Source organism: Phycobacter azelaicus (assembly GCF_014884385.1).
Taxonomy (GTDB): Bacteria; Pseudomonadota; Alphaproteobacteria; order Rhodobacterales; family Rhodobacteraceae; genus Phycobacter; species Phycobacter azelaicus.
In genome coordinates this window covers 122,490-137,013 of record NZ_WKFH01000003.1, presented here as the reverse complement: position 1 = coordinate 137,013, position 14,524 = coordinate 122,490, and the positions used below count along the sequence as shown (strand labels likewise).

The window sequence follows — 14,524 nt, the reverse complement described above, 5'->3', positions numbered from 1 at the left end:
CCCAATTGTTCACATCTGGTGCATGGCAGACGATCACGACTTGGCAGGGTTTCAGGCGGGGCAAAGGCTGGCCCGCGGTGTGGCGCGATATTTGCGCTCGCTGGGGTTTGTCTCGGTCGAGGAATTTGTGCCCACGCGGGGCCTGCGCGTCGATCTGATGGCGCTGGGGCCAAAGGGAGAGATCTGGGTAGTGGAGTGCAAATCCAGCCGCGCCGATTTCCAGTCCGACAGCAAGTGGCAGGGATATCTGGAGTGGTGTGACCGCTATTTCTGGGCGGTGGATACCGAATTCCCGGTGGAGATCCTGCCCGATGAAACCGGGCTGATCATTGCGGACGCCTATTACGGCGAAATCGTTCGCATGGGGCCCGAGGACAAGCTGCCAGCCGCGCGGCGCAAGAAGATGACGCACAAGCTGGCCATGGATGCGGCGCGGCGCCTGCAGTCCTTGCGCGATCCACGCTTTGGCCAGGAGGGTATTCTGCCGGGATCTGAAGGGGGCGAAGCCTAGGGCGGGGGCACTCCCGCGCCCGCAAGCCACCCGGCTGCGCCGGATGTCTTTGGCGGCCTTGGGCTCGGCACCGCTGACGCGGTGCGGTTGCGCTTATCCGCTGATGCTGCGGGCGGCCTGGGCGGCAGCGCGGATCTCGTCGGCGATTTCCTCGGCCTCTTCGGGCTCGAAATCCATCGGGATCTCCACGCCGTCGGCCTCGATATAGATGCGCACCATGCCAAGGTCGGTCGGGCCGATCTGCATGTTCGCCTCGATATCGCGTTCGCTGTTGATACCCATCGCAGCCTCCTTCGTGCGGTCTATTGACGCCATTCCTGTCTGGGGATCCCTGCTAGCCCGCTGCCTGTTGAAAGGCAAGCGCGCTTCGTGGTGAGGTGAGCCATGAGCGAAGTGACCCTGCGCCGATTCGAACCTGATGACAGCGAGTGGCTGGTGGAGCGTCACCAGACTCTTTACGCTCGGGATGAAGGCTTTGATGACACCTTCGGCCCGCTGGTGGCCGAGATCCTGAAAGAATTCTGCGCCTCGCACGATTCGACCTGCGAGCGCGGTTGGATCGCCGAGGAAAACGGGCAACGGCTCGGCTCGATTTTCTGCGTGCGCTTGACGGACACCACTGCCAAGCTGCGCCTGTTCCTCTTGACGCCGGAGGCGCGCGGGAAGGGGTTGGGCAAGCGCCTGCTGCAGACTTGCATGCAGTTCGCGCGCGATGCGGGCTACAAGGACATGACGCTCTGGACCCATGAAAGCCACGAGGCGGCCTGTGCCCTATACGCGGCTTTCGGCTGGGAACTGGCAGACAGCAAGCCCGTGCATTCTTTCGGACAGGATTTGATCGAACAAAGCTGGAAAACTGTGCTTTAACCCCCTTGCGCTCGGGTATCGGACAGGCTAAATCGCCCCCCAGTGCCGCCTTAGCTCAGTTGGTTAGAGCGCTGGATTGTGGATCCAGAGGTCCCCTGTTCAAGCCAGGGAGGCGGTACCATCCTATCCCGATGAAACTCTGGTTCACAGCTTGCTGGTGCTACAGTCCAACTGCCGTTTGGGGGCATAAGGAATATTGCTTCGTGCTATCGTGCAGGTTGCAGGGCTATCTCCTGCCGAATGGCGCCGGTCTCGGAATCCAGAATAAGGATGCGCTGATCCTCGGTAACCACCGCCATCCAGCCGGTGCCAAAGGTGACCGCTTGAGCTTTCACTCCCGCGGGCAGGGTGACCTGGCTCGGAAAGCTGGGGCCGTCATCAGACAGGCGGATGACAAGCAGTGTGATTACCACTACAAGCCCGCCAATCATGACCGCGGTCAGCGTGGTCACCAGTCGGCGCAGGAACTTCAGCTGCGGCGGCTCGTCTTGCAATTCGGGCTGGGAAGGATCTGTCATGGAGCGCCGCCGGATAGAGTTCGTCATCGCGGAAAACCCGCCTAAGCGCCTTGATAAAGCGGTTTCGCGCGATGTGCCAGAGGAGGCGACGCTGTCGCGCACCCGGCTGGCACGGCTGATAGACGAAGGGGCCCTGTCGGTCGATGGCGTGGTAACGCGCGATCCCAAGGCACGGGTCGAGGCGGGCGCGGTGATTGCCGTCACGGTCGAGGAAGCCAGCGACAGCCACATCGGCCCTGAGGATATCCCGCTCGATGTGATCTATGAGGATGACGATCTGATCGTTGTCAATAAACCGGCGGGCATGGTGGTGCACCCGGCGCCGGGAACGCCCTCGGGCACCTTGGTAAACGCCCTGATGCATCATTGCGGGGAGAACCTCTCGGGCGTCGGTGGCGTGAAACGCCCCGGTATCGTGCACCGGATTGATAAGGAAACATCGGGCCTGTTGGTGGTCGCCAAGTCGGATGCAGCGCATCAGGGGCTGGCCGTACAGTTCGAACGTCACACGGTGGAGCGCTACTACCGCGCTGTCTGTTACGGAGGGCCCGATGGCAATGATCCACGCCTGCGCGGAGTGAAGGGCGCCAGTTTCGAACCCGGCAATATCCTCAAGCTCACCACCCAACTGGCGCGTCACAAGACGGATCGCCAGCGCCAGGCCGTCTTGTTTCATGGCGGGCGTCACGCCGTCACCCGTGCGCGCATTGTCGAACCCTTTGGAACGCCACCGGTGGCGGCGCTGATCGAATGCTGGCTGGAAACCGGGCGCACCCATCAGATCCGAGTTCATATGGCTCATGCAGGTCATGGCCTGATTGGCGACCCCACCTATGGCGGCAAGCGCAAGCTACCCCTCAAGGCTCTGAGCGAAAAAGCCATTGCGGCGGTGCAGACTTTCCCACGCCAGGCGCTCCATGCAGCCGTTTTGGGCTTTACCCATCCGGTCAGCGGGGAGGAGATGCGGTTCGAAGCCCCTCTGCCGCAGGACATGCGTGACCTGCTGGACGCGCTGCGCACCCCTCAATGTTGACGGATCGCATTTTTGTGATGTCCCCTGTGATCAAGGTTACAGACCGCATCAGACCGGTTAGAATAACGTAAGGTTATCGGAAGGGCTTGAAACGGGAGATCCTCCTCCCCATATCCCTTCCACAACGACGCTGATGTTAAGTCCTTAAACATTGGGAGGGACAGACCGAATGGCGAATTATGCGAACCTGCCTGCACCGACTCCGGAAGGTGGCCTCAACCGTTACATGCAGGAAATCCGGAAGTTCCCGCTTCTGGAGCCGGAAGAGGAGTACATGCTGGCCAAGCGCTGGGTGGAAAAGCAGGATACCGAAGCGGCGCATAAAATGGTCACCTCTCACTTGCGCCTGGCGGCAAAGATCGCCATGGGCTATCGCGGGTATGGGCTGCCTCAGGCCGAGGTGATTTCCGAGGCGAACGTGGGCCTGATGCAGGCGGTTAAACGGTTTGACCCGGAGAAAGGCTTCCGTCTGGCCACCTATGCCATGTGGTGGATCCGTGCCTCGATCCAGGAGTATATCCTGCGGTCCTGGAGCCTTGTGAAACTGGGCACCACCTCGGGGCAGAAGAAGCTGTTCTTCAACCTGCGCAAGGCGAAGGCCCGCATTGGTGCTTTGGAAGAGGGCGACCTGCACCCCGACAACGTCAAGAAGATCGCAACCGATCTTGGCGTGACCGAGGATGAAGTAATCTCGATGAACCGGCGCATGTCCGGCGGCGATGCCTCGCTCAATGCCACCGTCGGCAGCGAGGGTGAAGGCACCATGCAGTGGCAGGACTGGCTTGAGGACGAGGATGCTGACCAGGCCGGCGATTACGAAGAACGCGATGAGTTGGAAGCGCGGCGCGAGCTGCTGGCGCAGGCCCTGGACGTGCTGAACGACCGTGAAAAGGACATCCTGACCCAGCGCCGTCTGGCAGACAAACCGGTGACGCTGGAAGAACTGAGCACGCAGTATGACGTCAGCCGCGAACGCATCCGCCAGATCGAGGTCCGCGCCTTTGAAAAGCTGCAGAACAAGATGCGGGAACTGGCCTCTGCCAAGGGCATGCTGACCAGCGCCTAAGGGTGCACAGGCTCATAGATAGTTGATGAAAGGGGCTGTCCATCGGGCAGCCCCCTTTCATTGGTGCCGCCTCAGGCCGAATAAACAAGTTGGATGGCCTCTCGCGTGACGGTCGAAAGCCTGACTATGAGGCGCATCCGGATGCGGGAGGGCAAGTCCGCGAACGAGCTGATCAAGCTTTTCGGAGGCATAGAGAAGGCTCAGAGCTGGCAGGGCGGGCGGCTGGCTTTCTGAAAGACCTCTCGGAGCCCTCTGATCAACTGCTTGCGAAAGGCTGGCTGGGATCGGTGTGCGCTGGCGAGATGCTGGCGGTGTGTGGCTGGCTGGAATTCGGGTGGCTGGCGGTGCTGGCTGTCTGGCTGGGAGCCGATGCGGCGTCCTGGCTGGAGTAGCTGGCTGCGTGCTGCCTCTGATTCTGGCTTGCTGCAGATCTTGAACGTTAGATAGGCCCTGCCGCGGGTGGGGTCAATAAAAATGTTTAAATTCAGATAGTTGACTAGTTTTGTCGGGTTTGGGCTGGGGGGCTGCCTCAAATAACAAACGCCGCCCCGGAGGGCGGCGTGCAAAAAGTCATCAGGAGCAGTGCATGGTCAATCCAGCCGCGCCCTAACAACGCGCAGCATGTTTTCTCCGGCCACTTTGCGGATCTGCTCGGGGCTAAGGCCCGCCTCCAGCATGGCATGGGTGAGGGCCGAAAGTTCTGAGGTGTCAAAGGTGGTTTCCACCGATCCGTCAAAATCCGAACCCAGCGCGACGTGATCCTCCCCGACCACCTCGATGCCAACCTTCACGGCCGCTGCGACCCCTGCGGGGCTGTCATCGCAGATTGCGTCTTTCCAGTAGCCGATGCCGATCACACCGCCGTTTGCGGCGATGGCGCGCATCAAATCATCTTCGAAGTTGCGCTTGACCGGGCAGCCCTTGTGGATGCCGCCATGTGAGACGACCAGTGGGATATCGGTCATCGCCAGCACATCCCGGGCGACCTGTGGGCTGGAATGCGCCAGGTCCAGGATCAGGCCCCGGTCCACCACGGCCTGCACGACGCTGCGGCCAAACTGAGTTAGCCCTGCGTTATTGGCGCCATGGAGCGAGCCGCCAAGGTCGTTGTCAAAAAAGTGGTGCAGCCCCACAAGCCTGTAACCTGCGTCCTGCAGCCGTTGCAGGTTATCGAGATCGCCCTCCAGCGGATGTGCGCCTTCGATGCCAAGGATGCCGCCCACAACGGCTTCACCCGACAGTTTGCGCTCCAAGAGCGCGTCCAGATCGGCCTCTGATTTGATGATGCGCAGCTGGCCGTTTGAACGTGCCTCGAACCCGTGCAGTTTTTCCGCCTGATAAACAGCGCGTTCGAATAGCGATCCCCAGGTTCTGATCGGCCACATCTGGGCGAGGGCGAGCAGGGTGATATTGTCCATCGCGTCGGCCTCGTTGTGGTCGTAGTTCTGGCCGGCAGGCGATTTGGTGACCGCCGTAAAGACCTGCAGCGCCACATTGCCTTCGATCAGGCGCGGGATATCTACCTGACCCCGATCGCTGCGCTTAGTCAGATCGCGCTTCCAGAGCAGGGGATCGGCGTGCAGATCTCCGATCAGCAGGGTGTCATGCAGGGCCGCGGCCTGCGGACTGACGGGGTAGGGGGCATGCTCGGCAACCACATTCCGGCCACGCTCGATGTATCCGGGAACAAAGATCAGCGCGCCGATCACCAGAAGGACCAGCAGGATTGCCAGTCGGCCCACCCATTTCAGAAATCCACCCATGACATTATCCTCCCTGAAATCACGTATATGAAACTGGGGGCAGGCTACTGCGGCCAAGGGATGGCGCAAGGAAAACGTAGGGGCAGCCGCCGGTCTTGCGGTGCGGTTCCCTGCGGCCTAGGCTTCCCGGCACCCGAGAGGAGAGCAGGAGGGCAGAGCATGGCAGGCGGATGGGCACGCGACGGCGCGGTGACCGAGCAGATCGAAGCTTCGATCAGTGACGAGTTGGCGCGGATGAAGGCGCAGAAACAGCCCGTGGGCGACAGCCTGACCCATTGTGCCGACTGCGAAGAGGAGATCCCCGAAAAACGCCGCCTCGCCCGCCCGGGTGTAAAGCTCTGCATCGATTGTCAGGAAGAACGTGACGGGATGCGCGCACAACGCGGCGGCATAAACCGGCGTGGATCGAAGGACAGTCAGCTCAAGTAGGGCGCGTGAAGCAGGAAATGTCCCGTCTATGCGCTTAGTGGTGTCTGGACATCGTTTGCCATTCTCTGACACATCTTCAACAGGGCGGAAGCGGTCATCAACTCGGGTTGAAACCGCGCTCCCGCGAAAAAGCCGCCGTATGTGGCAAGCGAGGCCTGATTGTGGGCCACATAGTGCATATCCCAGGCGGAGAACAGGCGTTCATCGACCTGCTCAAACCTGCGCAGTTGAAGCCTTTCATGCCGTTGGTCATGTCCAATCAAGATCAACCGTCGAGACAATGCGTCACAATTACCTTCAATAACCTGCAAAAAGAAGTCGCTGGTAAACACGAGCATTCCGGTCAGGTTGTCGCGCTTATTGTTCCGCCTCGATGTCTTCAAGATGTCATCTATGTCGGCCGGTCCAATGGATTTGGGCACAGACGTGTAGATAAGGCGATGTAACGACATAACTGGTTACCTCCACATACAACACGTGCAAAGGGTAGCCGAAAAGTCTTTATCTGAGCTTAAGCTGTGCCAGGCGACCGAGCGTGGGCCGCCATTGAGAGGCCAAAGCATGCCGCATTGCCTGTCTCCCTCAGGCCCCCCGAAGCCCCATCGAGTATTTGCAACGAGAAAGGCTCAGGCGGGCGCTGGGCACCCGCCTGAAGCGCGGGATCAATCTTCCATCGCCTCCAGCTCGTCGATCATGCCAGAGATCATCGACAGGCCCTTGTCCCAGAACTTGGGGTCCGAGGCATCAAGGCCAAAGGGCGCCAGAAGCTCCTTGTGGTGCTTGGAGCCGCCCGCCTTCAGCATGTCGAAATACTTCTCCTGGAAGCCCTCGGGGTTCTCCTCGTAAACCGAGTAGAGCGCGTTGACCAGCCCGTCGCCGAATGCATAGGCGTAGACGTAGAAGGGCGAGTGGACAAAATGCGGGATATAGGCCCAGAACGTCTCATAGCCGTCCATGAAATCAAAGGCTTCGCCCAAGGATTCGGCCTGCACCGACATCCAGAGCGCATTGATATCATCGGGGGTCAGCTCTCCGCCGCGGCGCGCTTCGTGCAGTTTGCACTCGAAGTCATAAAAGGCGATCTGGCGCACGACCGTGTTGATCATGTCCTCGACCTTGCCCGCCAGCAGCACGCGGCGCTCGTTCTTGTCCTTGGCTTTCTCCAGCATCTTGCGGAAAGTCAGCATCTCACCGAACACAGATGCGGTTTCCGCCAAGGTCAGCGGGGTGGAGGACAGCATCTCACCCTGCCCGGCGGCCAGCACCTGGTGCACGCCATGGCCCAGCTCATGCGCCAGCGTCATCACATCGCGCGGTTTGCCGAGGTAGTTCAGCATCACGTAGGGGTGCACCTCGGTGACGGTGGGGTGGGCAAAGGCGCCCGGCGCCTTGCCGGGTTTCACGCCCGCGTCGATCCAGCCCTTGTTGAAGAAGGGATCGGCCAGATCCGCCATGCGCGGATCAAAGGCTCCATAGGCCTCCATCACGATATCGCGGGCCTCGTCCCAGCCGACGGTGCGGGTGACTTCCATCGGCAGGGGGGCGTTGCGGTCCCAGACCTGCATGCGGTCAAGGCCCAGCCACTTGCGCTTGAGCTCATAATAGCGGTGCGACAGCTTGGGGTAGGCGGCCACGACCGCCTCGCGCAGGGCCTCGACGACCTCTGGTTCCACGTCGTTGGACAGGTGGCGGCCCATCTGCGCCGACGGCATGCCGCGCCAGCGGTCGACGATTTCCTTTTCCTTGGCTTGCGTGTTGTGCACGCGGGCAAAGATCTTGATGTTCTCGGCAAAGACACGCGCCAGTTCACGCGCGGCGGCCTCGCGTTTGCTGCGGTCCGGGTCGGTCAGGAAATTCAGCGTGCTTTCGATGTTAAGCTCTTCACCGCCGACGGTGAAGGTGAGGCCCGCGATGGTTTCATCGAACAGCTTTTCCCAAGCATCGCCAACCACGCCCAGATCGTGCAGGAATTTTTCCAGCTCATCGGACAGCTGGTAGGGCTTCATCGCTCGGATGCGACGGAACACCGGCTCATAGCGGGCAAGGTCGGCGTTTTCCGCAAAGAGCGCCTTCAGCTTGTCGTCCTCGATGCGGTTGATCTCCAGCGTGAAGAAGACCAGCGGCGTGGTGAATACGGTGACCTTTTCCTGGCAGTCCGACAGAAACTTGGCGCGGTCCGCATCTGTGGTCAGCTGGTAATAGCGCAAGCCCGCATAGGACATCACGCGCCCGGCGATGGCGTTGATCTTCTCGTTGCGCAGAACGCAGTCCAGCAGCCCTTTGGCATCAAGATTCGCCAGCTTGCCTTCGTAATCGGCTGCAAAGGCGCTGCACTCCTGCTCCAGCCAATCCAGATCGCGGGCCAGTTCGGGGGCGTCGACCGCCGTGTAGAGATCGGTCAGATCCCACTCGGGCAGATTGCCGAGGCTGTCGGGGCCAGAGCCTGCATTGGCGTCGCGAAGGGGGAAAGGGAGTTGGAACATGGGGCCTCCTTGAAGGGTCATGTGAAAAGACGGGGCGCAGTAGCTTGCGCCATTTCCCAAACATCTAAGCAGGGCTGCACGGGATCACAAGCAATCAGCCGTTGCCAATAATTGATGCGATCTCAGCCACGGTACTGATCGAAGAGCGCGCACATGCGGTCAAAGGTATGCTGGCGGATGGCGGGGCCTTCCATCACCACCTCGTGCTGGGCGCCCTGAACCAGATCCAGCTCGCCTCCGGGCCAGCGGCGCATGCGGTCGTGAATGGCTTCGGTGTTCACGATCTGCTCGTCACTGCCAAGGAAGGTGATGCAGGGCAGCGCTGGAGAGGGCAGAGCAGCTAAGCGGGCGCATTCTTTCAGGCTTTCGCTCAGCCAGTGCACCGTCGGGCCACCAAGCGTGAGGTCAGGCTCAGCTTCAAGCTGCTCCTGCATGAAGCGGTACATGTCCGCATCGTTTGTCAGGGTGTTGCCCTCGTAAGGGGCGGTCTGAACGTAGTGGGCCTTGGTGGTCGTCGGCGCGCGCATGGCACTGAAGCCAAGGACAGGGGCCAGCGCGCCCAGCACGTGCGCCACGGGTTTCATGGCAGCGGGGATCTGGATCCCCCACATAGGCCCGGTAAAGGCGCAGGCCTTGACCGGCAGCCCTTCGATCAGGGCGCGCAGGCCGATCGCGCCCCCCATGGAGTGTGCCAGCAGGAACCAGGGTTTGGGCAACTCCAGCGCCTCGGCCAGTCTTACCATCGCACGCACGTCGCGCTGGAAATCGGGGAAGTGATCCACGTGACCCAAAAGTCGGTCGTCCAGCATGCGATCTGCGATGCCTTGGCCGCGCCAGTCAATCGCAAGGCTGGCAAAGCCGCGCTTGCCCAGATCGACCGCAGCGGGGCCGTATTTTTCAACATATTCGGTGCGGCCGGGAAAGATCAGGACGGTGCCCTTGATCGCCTCGCGTGCCGTATCCTGTGGCAGCCAATGGCCCACGCGAATGCGCAGGCCATCTTCGCAAGAGACCCAATGCGCCGCTCCCCCCTCCGGTCCGTCAGCGATTTCACCGAAATACGGGGCAGGGGTCAGCTCCATCAAGGGTCTCCTTTGGTCGGCCCAGTGCTTGGACCGTAGTGTAGGGTTCAGCGATCAGGCCAGGGCCGAGGCCAGCTTCATCGCGGTGCCCATGTCGCCGTCCACGGTCAGTTTGCCGGACATGAAGGCGGCGGTGGGGTTCAGTTCGCCCGACAGGATCGCCTCAAATGTTTCAGCATCTGCGGACATGGTCACGTCAGTCTCGTCATCGCTGACACGCGCGCCGTCGCTGTCCAGCACGATTGCACCCATGTCTTCGATCTGGAACTTGGCGCTGCCGTCAAATCCGCCGCCGTCCATTTTTGCATTCAGGGCTTCCGCGGCTTGTGTCAGGGTGTCGGTCATCAGTTTTTCCTCGCTCATTTGCAGGGGCATCGCATTTTTGTGTGAAGCATTTGTCTACGCCACTGGTAAATACGCTGCCTTGGGTTACATTGAACCATCATGATTGCAAATGTTCTGAACCTCAAAGCTATCGTGGCGGCAACGGCGCTGACAGTCACGTTTTCCCTGCCTTCCATGGCGGCGGGGCAGCCCGGTGCAACTGTTCAGGAGGCTGAGCTGCTGAGTGAGCTGTCGCGGGCTGATCCGGTTGATGCGAATGCCATTGAACGAGAGTTGCAGGCGATTTGGGGAAAAAGCGGATCGCCAGCCATGGATCTTCTGCTGAAACGGGGCATGCAAGCGATGGAACGGGGGGAGACCGCAGTCGCAATCGAACACCTGACCGCGCTGACCGATCATGCACCGGGCTTTGCTCGCGGCTGGTATGAACGCGCGCGGGCCTATTTCGTGGCGGGGCTTTATGGCCCGTCGGTGGCGGATCTTGAGCGGGCGCTGGCGCTCAATCCCAATGATTACGATGCGATCTTTGCGCTGGGCACGATATTTGAACAGTTCCGGGATCCCGAAAACGCCTATCAGGCTTACTTGCGCGCCAAGGCTATACATCCGAACCACGAGGAAGTAACCAAGGCGCTCGACCGATTGGCGCCCCTGGTCGAGGGCAAGGAACTTTAGGCCCCGCCGGGGTGGCTCTTATGGCAAACGCATCACGGGTCGTGGCCGTTCTTGGTCCGACCAACACAGGAAAGACCCACTATGCTATCGACAGGATGCTCGGCTATCGCACCGGCATCATGGGCTTTCCTCTGCGCCTTCTGGCGCGTGAGGTCTATGACAAGGTCGTCGCGGCGCGTGGCCCATCCGTTGTGGCGCTGGTCACCGGCGAAGAGCGCATCGTGCCGCCCCGTGCCCAGTACTGGATCTGCACTGTCGAGGCGATGCCCGAAGGAATGGGCTGCGATTTCCTTGCCTTGGACGAGATCCAGCTGTGCGCCGATCCCGAGCGCGGCCATGTTTTCACCGACCGCCTTTTGCGCGCGCGCGGCACCCATGAGACACTGTTCCTGGGCGCCGACACCATGCGCGGGCCGATTCAGGCCTTGGTGCCGGGCGTGGAGTTCGTCCGCCGCGAGCGCATGTCAGATCTGGTCTATGCGGGATCGAAAAAGATCAGCCGGATGCCGCCGCGCACCGCCATCGTTGGGTTTTCAGTGGACAACGTCTACGCCATTGCCGAGCTGATCCGCCGCCAGAAAGGCGGCGCTGCCGTGGTGATGGGGGCGCTCAGCCCGCGCACGCGCAATGCGCAAGTGGAACTCTATCAGAATGGCGAGGTCGATTACCTGGTGGCCACCGATGCCATCGGCATGGGGCTGAACCTGGATATCGACCACGTCGCCTTTGCCTCGACCAGCAAATTCGACGGGCGCCGCATGCGCCCCCTTGCCCCCAATGAGCTGGCCCAGATCGCGGGGCGTGCCGGGCGAGGGATGAGCCATGGTTCGTTTGGCGTGACCGGCGATGCCCGGCCCCTGGATGAGGGCACGGCACAGGCGATCATGGAACATCGGTTCACGCCGCTGAAGAAACTCAACTGGCGCTCTGCCGCCTTGCAGTTTGGCTCGGTTGAGGCATTGATCCGTTCGCTGGAGGCCAGCCCGCAGGATGAGGTTCTGATCAAGGCGCGCGAGGCGGATGACCTGTTGGCGCTGAAGGCGCTGTCGCAAGACCCTGAGATTCTGGCTCGCACCACCAATGCGCCTTCGGTTCGCCTGTTGTGGGATGTCTGCCGAATCCCCGATTTTCGCGGTATCAGCCACAGCGAACACGCCTCTCTTTTGCGGGGGATTTTCGATCATCTACATGGTGGCGGCGTTGTGCCCGACGATTGGATGGCACGGCAGATCAAAAGGATCGACCGAATGGACGGAAATATTGACGTTCTGTCCAAACGGCTGGCATTTATCCGCACATGGACCTACGTGGCCCAAAGGAAAGTCTGGTTGCGTGATGAAAGTCATTGGCGCGAGCACACACGCGCTGTAGAAGACAGGTTGTCGGACGCACTGCACGAGCGGCTGACTGAAAAATTTGTGGACCGGCGCACATCCGTGCTTTTGCGCCGGCTCAAACAGAAGGAGGCCCTTTTGGCCGAAGTGAATGACAAGGGTGAAGTGACCGTCGAAGGCGAATTTGTCGGACGGCTCGATGGGTTCCGGTTCTCGCCTGACAAGGGCGCAGAAGGCGCCGAGGCAAAGGCGCTGAAATCCGCGTCTATGCAGGCGCTGGTGCCGCATTTTCATCTCCGGGCAGACCGGTTCTACAACGCACCCGATACCGAGATCGATTTCACCGAACAGGGCGGCCTCATGTGGGGCGACAGCGCGGTGGGCAAATTGGTTGCCGGGGCAGATCCGCTTACGCCGGGTGTGCAGGTCTTCGTGGATGATGCCGCCGGTAGCGAGGTTGCTCAAAAGGTCGAACGCCGCCTGCAGCATTTCATCAGCCGCAAGATTCAGGCCCTGTTCGAGCCGCTTTTGAACCTGCAGAAGGACGAAGAGCTGAACGGTCTGGCCCGCGGGTTTGCCTTCCGCATGGTCGAGGCGCTGGGCCTTTTGCCTCGCCACACCGTCGCGCAGGAGGTCAAGGATCTGGATCAGGACGCCCGCGGCGCCCTGCGCAAACATGGGTTGCGCTTTGGTCAGTTCACCATCTTCATGCCGCTGCTGCTGAAACCCGCGCCGACGCGGCTGCGCCTGGTGCTCTGGTCGCTTGCGAACGGCCTGCAGGAATTCCCCGAGGCACCACCTCCGGGCCTTGTGACCGTGCCGACGATTAAGGATGCGCCGGAAGGCTATGACACCATGTCTGGCTACCGCGCCGCTGGTGAGCGGATGATCCGCGTTGATATGCTGGAGCGTCTGGCCGACATGCTGCGCGCCGAGGACAGCCGGGGCGGCTTTGAAGCCAAGCCTGACATGCTGTCGATCACTGGCATGACGCTGGAGCAATTCGCCGACCTGATGCAGGGGCTTGGCTACCGCGCCGAAAAGGGGGAGCGGGAAAAAGTCAAACCCGTGGATGCGGTTGTGGCCGAGACCGGCACGCCTGCGGAAGGTCAGCCCGTGATGGACGCCGCAGCCGAGGCAGAGAACACGCCTGCGGCCGCTCCGGCGGGCGATGGGGAAGTGGCTGCGGCCGATGTTGTACCCGAAGCGGCTGCCATCGAGGACGCAGGCGTTGCGCCCGTCGCCGAAACAGCACCCGAAGCTGAAGCTGCAGAAGCTGTTTCTGAGGTCGCCGAGAACGAAACCCCAACGGGCGCTGCTGCGGATGCCGCAGTCGATGCGCCTGAAATCGAGGTCTTCTACACCTTCACCTGGGGCGGTCGTGCCCGTCAGCAGGGCGCTGGCAACCGTGGCCAGCGCCGGGGGCAGGATGCTCGCGGCGGTGCAGGCGGCAAGGGCAAACCCCGTGGTGCCAAGGGCGGCCCGGGCAAGCCCGGCGGCAAGAAGGGCGGACGCTCGCAGCAGGGTGGCAAGACCTATTCGGCCCGTCCACCCAAGAAGGAAAAGCAGATCGATCCCGACAACCCCTTCGCCGCAGCGCTGATGGGGTTGAAGCAGGGCGACTGATTCGCGATGGAGGGCGGAGCCGCCAAGATCCGTATCGACAAGTGGCTATGGCATGCGCGGTTCTTCAAGACGCGCAGCCTGGCCGCGAAACAGGTCGCTGCGGGGCATGTTCGGCTCAACTCCGACAAGATTTCGAAACCGGCTCAGAACGTCTCTCCAGGGGACGTTCTGACCTTTCCGCAGGGACGGCAGATTCGTGTCGTCCGCGTTGAGGCCATCGGTGAGCGGCGGGGTCCCGCCCCCGAGGCGCAGGCGCTCTACCATGATATGACTGAAAAGCAGGAAACCGTTCCGGACAATCCCCGGTTCGAGGGAAAGGGGCGGCCTGACAAGAAATCCCGCAGAGCGCTTGATCTTACCCGCGGTCGAGACATCTATTGACGTCTTGAAGATGACGCCGCGCTGGATTAGCTAAGCGTCAAACAGAAAACGGGACCTGGCCTCATGACCTATGTCGTTACGGAAAACTGCATCGCCTGCAAATACACCGACTGTGTCGAAGTGTGCCCGGTCGACTGTTTTTACGAGGGTGAGAACACTCTGGTGATCCATCCAGACGAATGCATCGACTGCGGCGTCTGCGAACCGGAATGCCCCGCCGATGCGATCCGTCCCGATACCGAGCCTGACATGGAAAAATGGGTGGAGTTCAACCGGAAATATTCTGAAATGTGGCCGGTGATCGTTTCAAAGAAAGACCCGCTGCCGGAGGCCGAAGAGCGTGACGGCGAAGAAGGCAAGATGGAGAAATACTTCTCCGAAGCGCCCGGCGAGGGGGGCTGAGACTCGGGG

General features: G+C 61.1%; 16 protein-coding genes and 1 tRNA gene. 10 read left to right on the top strand and 7 right to left on the bottom strand.

The annotated features are described in order from the left end of the window. The first annotated feature begins 22 nt into the window (after window positions 1–22). Window positions 23–511: an MmcB family DNA repair protein gene (locus tag INS80_RS01785; RefSeq protein ID WP_192963895.1), complete on the top strand. Its 489-nt coding sequence runs from the start codon at window positions 23–25 to the stop codon at window positions 509–511. 93 nt (window positions 512–604) lie between these two features. Here INS80_RS01785 and INS80_RS01780 read toward each other — a convergent pair whose 3' ends face one another. Beyond that, window positions 605–793, bottom strand: a complete 189-nt coding sequence (locus INS80_RS01780) for a DUF6324 family protein (protein WP_192963894.1) — start codon at window positions 791–793, stop codon at window positions 605–607. A 102-nt stretch (window positions 794–895) separates the two neighbouring features. Here INS80_RS01780 and INS80_RS01775 point away from each other — a divergent pair, with 102 nt between their 5' ends. Both INS80_RS01775 and INS80_RS01770 read left to right on the top strand, forming a co-directional pair. Next, a complete protein-coding gene (locus INS80_RS01775) occupies window positions 896–1,378 on the top strand; it encodes a GNAT family N-acetyltransferase (RefSeq protein ID WP_192963893.1) in 483 nt (160 codons plus the stop codon). A 44-nt stretch (window positions 1,379–1,422) separates the two neighbouring features. Next, window positions 1,423–1,499: transfer RNA gene (locus INS80_RS01770), tRNA-His, on the top strand. An 85-nt stretch (window positions 1,500–1,584) separates the two neighbouring features. Here the strand turns inward: INS80_RS01770 and INS80_RS01765 are convergent. Further along, window positions 1,585–1,896, bottom strand: coding sequence for a DUF6476 family protein (locus INS80_RS01765; RefSeq protein WP_192963892.1), 312 nt, complete (start codon window positions 1,894–1,896; stop codon window positions 1,585–1,587). On the opposite strand from INS80_RS01765, the gene INS80_RS01760 reads away from it, so the two are divergent. Together INS80_RS01760 and rpoH are read left to right on the top strand one after the other, a co-directional pair. Next, window positions 1,895–2,929 carry an RluA family pseudouridine synthase gene (locus INS80_RS01760; protein ID WP_192963891.1) on the top strand — a complete coding sequence of 345 codons (1,035 nt, stop codon included), beginning with the start codon at window positions 1,895–1,897 and terminating at the stop codon, window positions 2,927–2,929. The two genes, INS80_RS01765 and INS80_RS01760, sit on opposite strands and share 2 nt — an antisense overlap. 169 nt (window positions 2,930–3,098) lie before the next feature. Continuing rightward, window positions 3,099–3,995: an RNA polymerase sigma factor RpoH gene (rpoH, locus tag INS80_RS01755; RefSeq protein ID WP_192963890.1), complete on the top strand. Its 897-nt coding sequence runs from the start codon at window positions 3,099–3,101 to the stop codon at window positions 3,993–3,995. A 590-nt stretch (window positions 3,996–4,585) separates the two neighbouring features. On the opposite strand, the gene INS80_RS01750 is transcribed toward rpoH, so the two are convergent. Further along, a complete protein-coding gene (locus INS80_RS01750; RefSeq protein ID WP_192963889.1) occupies window positions 4,586–5,758 on the bottom strand; it encodes a dipeptidase in 1,173 nt (390 codons plus the stop codon). Window positions 5,759–5,917: 159 nt separating this feature from the next. On the opposite strand from INS80_RS01750, the gene INS80_RS01745 reads away from it, so the two are divergent. Then, window positions 5,918–6,187: a DksA/TraR family C4-type zinc finger protein gene (locus tag INS80_RS01745; protein WP_192963888.1), complete on the top strand. Its 270-nt coding sequence runs from the start codon at window positions 5,918–5,920 to the stop codon at window positions 6,185–6,187. A gap of 26 nt (window positions 6,188–6,213) precedes the next feature. On the opposite strand, the gene INS80_RS19445 is transcribed toward INS80_RS01745, so the two are convergent. The 4 genes from INS80_RS19445 to INS80_RS01725 form a co-directional block, all read right to left on the bottom strand. Next, window positions 6,214–6,639, bottom strand: a complete 426-nt coding sequence (locus tag INS80_RS19445; RefSeq protein ID WP_192963887.1) for a BLUF domain-containing protein — start codon at window positions 6,637–6,639, stop codon at window positions 6,214–6,216. Window positions 6,640–6,849: 210 nt separating this feature from the next. Further along, entirely contained in the window at window positions 6,850–8,670 is a 1,821-nt protein-coding gene (locus INS80_RS01735; protein ID WP_192963886.1) for a M3 family oligoendopeptidase, read from the bottom strand. Between the two features lie 122 nt (window positions 8,671–8,792). Further along, window positions 8,793–9,752, bottom strand: coding sequence for an alpha/beta fold hydrolase (locus tag INS80_RS01730; protein WP_192963885.1), 960 nt, complete (start codon window positions 9,750–9,752; stop codon window positions 8,793–8,795). 54 nt (window positions 9,753–9,806) lie between these two features. Then, window positions 9,807–10,097: an SCP2 sterol-binding domain-containing protein gene (locus INS80_RS01725; RefSeq protein WP_192967151.1), complete on the bottom strand. Its 291-nt coding sequence runs from the start codon at window positions 10,095–10,097 to the stop codon at window positions 9,807–9,809. A 99-nt stretch (window positions 10,098–10,196) separates the two neighbouring features. On the opposite strand from INS80_RS01725, the gene INS80_RS01720 reads away from it, so the two are divergent. From INS80_RS01720 to fdxA, 4 genes are all read left to right on the top strand, one after another. Beyond that, a complete protein-coding gene (locus tag INS80_RS01720) occupies window positions 10,197–10,772 on the top strand; it encodes a tetratricopeptide repeat protein (RefSeq protein ID WP_192963884.1) in 576 nt (191 codons plus the stop codon). 20 nt (window positions 10,773–10,792) lie between these two features. Next, complete coding sequence (locus INS80_RS01715; protein ID WP_192963883.1) at window positions 10,793–13,732, top strand: helicase-related protein; 2,940 nt, start codon at window positions 10,793–10,795, stop codon at window positions 13,730–13,732. Between the two features lie 6 nt (window positions 13,733–13,738). Beyond that, window positions 13,739–14,113 (top strand): RNA-binding S4 domain-containing protein, encoded by a 375-nt coding sequence (locus INS80_RS01710; RefSeq protein WP_192963882.1) that lies wholly within the window; start codon window positions 13,739–13,741, stop codon window positions 14,111–14,113. Between the two features lie 63 nt (window positions 14,114–14,176). Continuing rightward, window positions 14,177–14,515, top strand: a complete 339-nt coding sequence (gene fdxA / locus INS80_RS01705) for a ferredoxin FdxA (protein WP_192963881.1) — start codon at window positions 14,177–14,179, stop codon at window positions 14,513–14,515. Window positions 14,516–14,524: the final 9 nt, after the last annotated feature.

What these genes read in the sequence shown, in the direction of transcription:
- INS80_RS01785 (WP_192963895.1), top strand. Translation starts at nt 23, where the DNA reads ATGGCAGACGATCACGACTTGGCAGGGTTTCAGGCGGGGCAAAGGCTG.
- INS80_RS01750 (WP_192963889.1), bottom strand. Translation starts at nt 5,758, where the DNA reads ATGGGTGGATTTCTGAAATGGGTGGGCCGACTGGCAATCCTGCTGGTC.
- INS80_RS01735 (WP_192963886.1), bottom strand. Translation starts at nt 8,670, where the DNA reads ATGTTCCAACTCCCTTTCCCCCTTCGCGACGCCAATGCAGGCTCTGGC.
- INS80_RS01725 (WP_192967151.1), bottom strand. Translation starts at nt 10,097, where the DNA reads ATGACCGACACCCTGACACAAGCCGCGGAAGCCCTGAATGCAAAAATG.
- INS80_RS01775 (WP_192963893.1), top strand. Translation starts at nt 896, where the DNA reads ATGAGCGAAGTGACCCTGCGCCGATTCGAACCTGATGACAGCGAGTGG.
- INS80_RS19445 (WP_192963887.1), bottom strand. Translation starts at nt 6,639, where the DNA reads ATGTCGTTACATCGCCTTATCTACACGTCTGTGCCCAAATCCATTGGA.
- INS80_RS01765 (WP_192963892.1), bottom strand. Translation starts at nt 1,896, where the DNA reads ATGACAGATCCTTCCCAGCCCGAATTGCAAGACGAGCCGCCGCAGCTG.
- INS80_RS01780 (WP_192963894.1), bottom strand. Translation starts at nt 793, where the DNA reads ATGGGTATCAACAGCGAACGCGATATCGAGGCGAACATGCAGATCGGC.
- INS80_RS01760 (WP_192963891.1), top strand. Translation starts at nt 1,895, where the DNA reads ATGGAGCGCCGCCGGATAGAGTTCGTCATCGCGGAAAACCCGCCTAAG.
- INS80_RS01715 (WP_192963883.1), top strand. Translation starts at nt 10,793, where the DNA reads ATGGCAAACGCATCACGGGTCGTGGCCGTTCTTGGTCCGACCAACACA.
- fdxA (WP_192963881.1), top strand. Translation starts at nt 14,177, where the DNA reads ATGACCTATGTCGTTACGGAAAACTGCATCGCCTGCAAATACACCGAC.
- INS80_RS01710 (WP_192963882.1), top strand. Translation starts at nt 13,739, where the DNA reads ATGGAGGGCGGAGCCGCCAAGATCCGTATCGACAAGTGGCTATGGCAT.
- INS80_RS01745 (WP_192963888.1), top strand. Translation starts at nt 5,918, where the DNA reads ATGGCAGGCGGATGGGCACGCGACGGCGCGGTGACCGAGCAGATCGAA.
- INS80_RS01720 (WP_192963884.1), top strand. Translation starts at nt 10,197, where the DNA reads ATGATTGCAAATGTTCTGAACCTCAAAGCTATCGTGGCGGCAACGGCG.
- INS80_RS01730 (WP_192963885.1), bottom strand. Translation starts at nt 9,752, where the DNA reads ATGGAGCTGACCCCTGCCCCGTATTTCGGTGAAATCGCTGACGGACCG.
- rpoH (WP_192963890.1), top strand. Translation starts at nt 3,099, where the DNA reads ATGGCGAATTATGCGAACCTGCCTGCACCGACTCCGGAAGGTGGCCTC.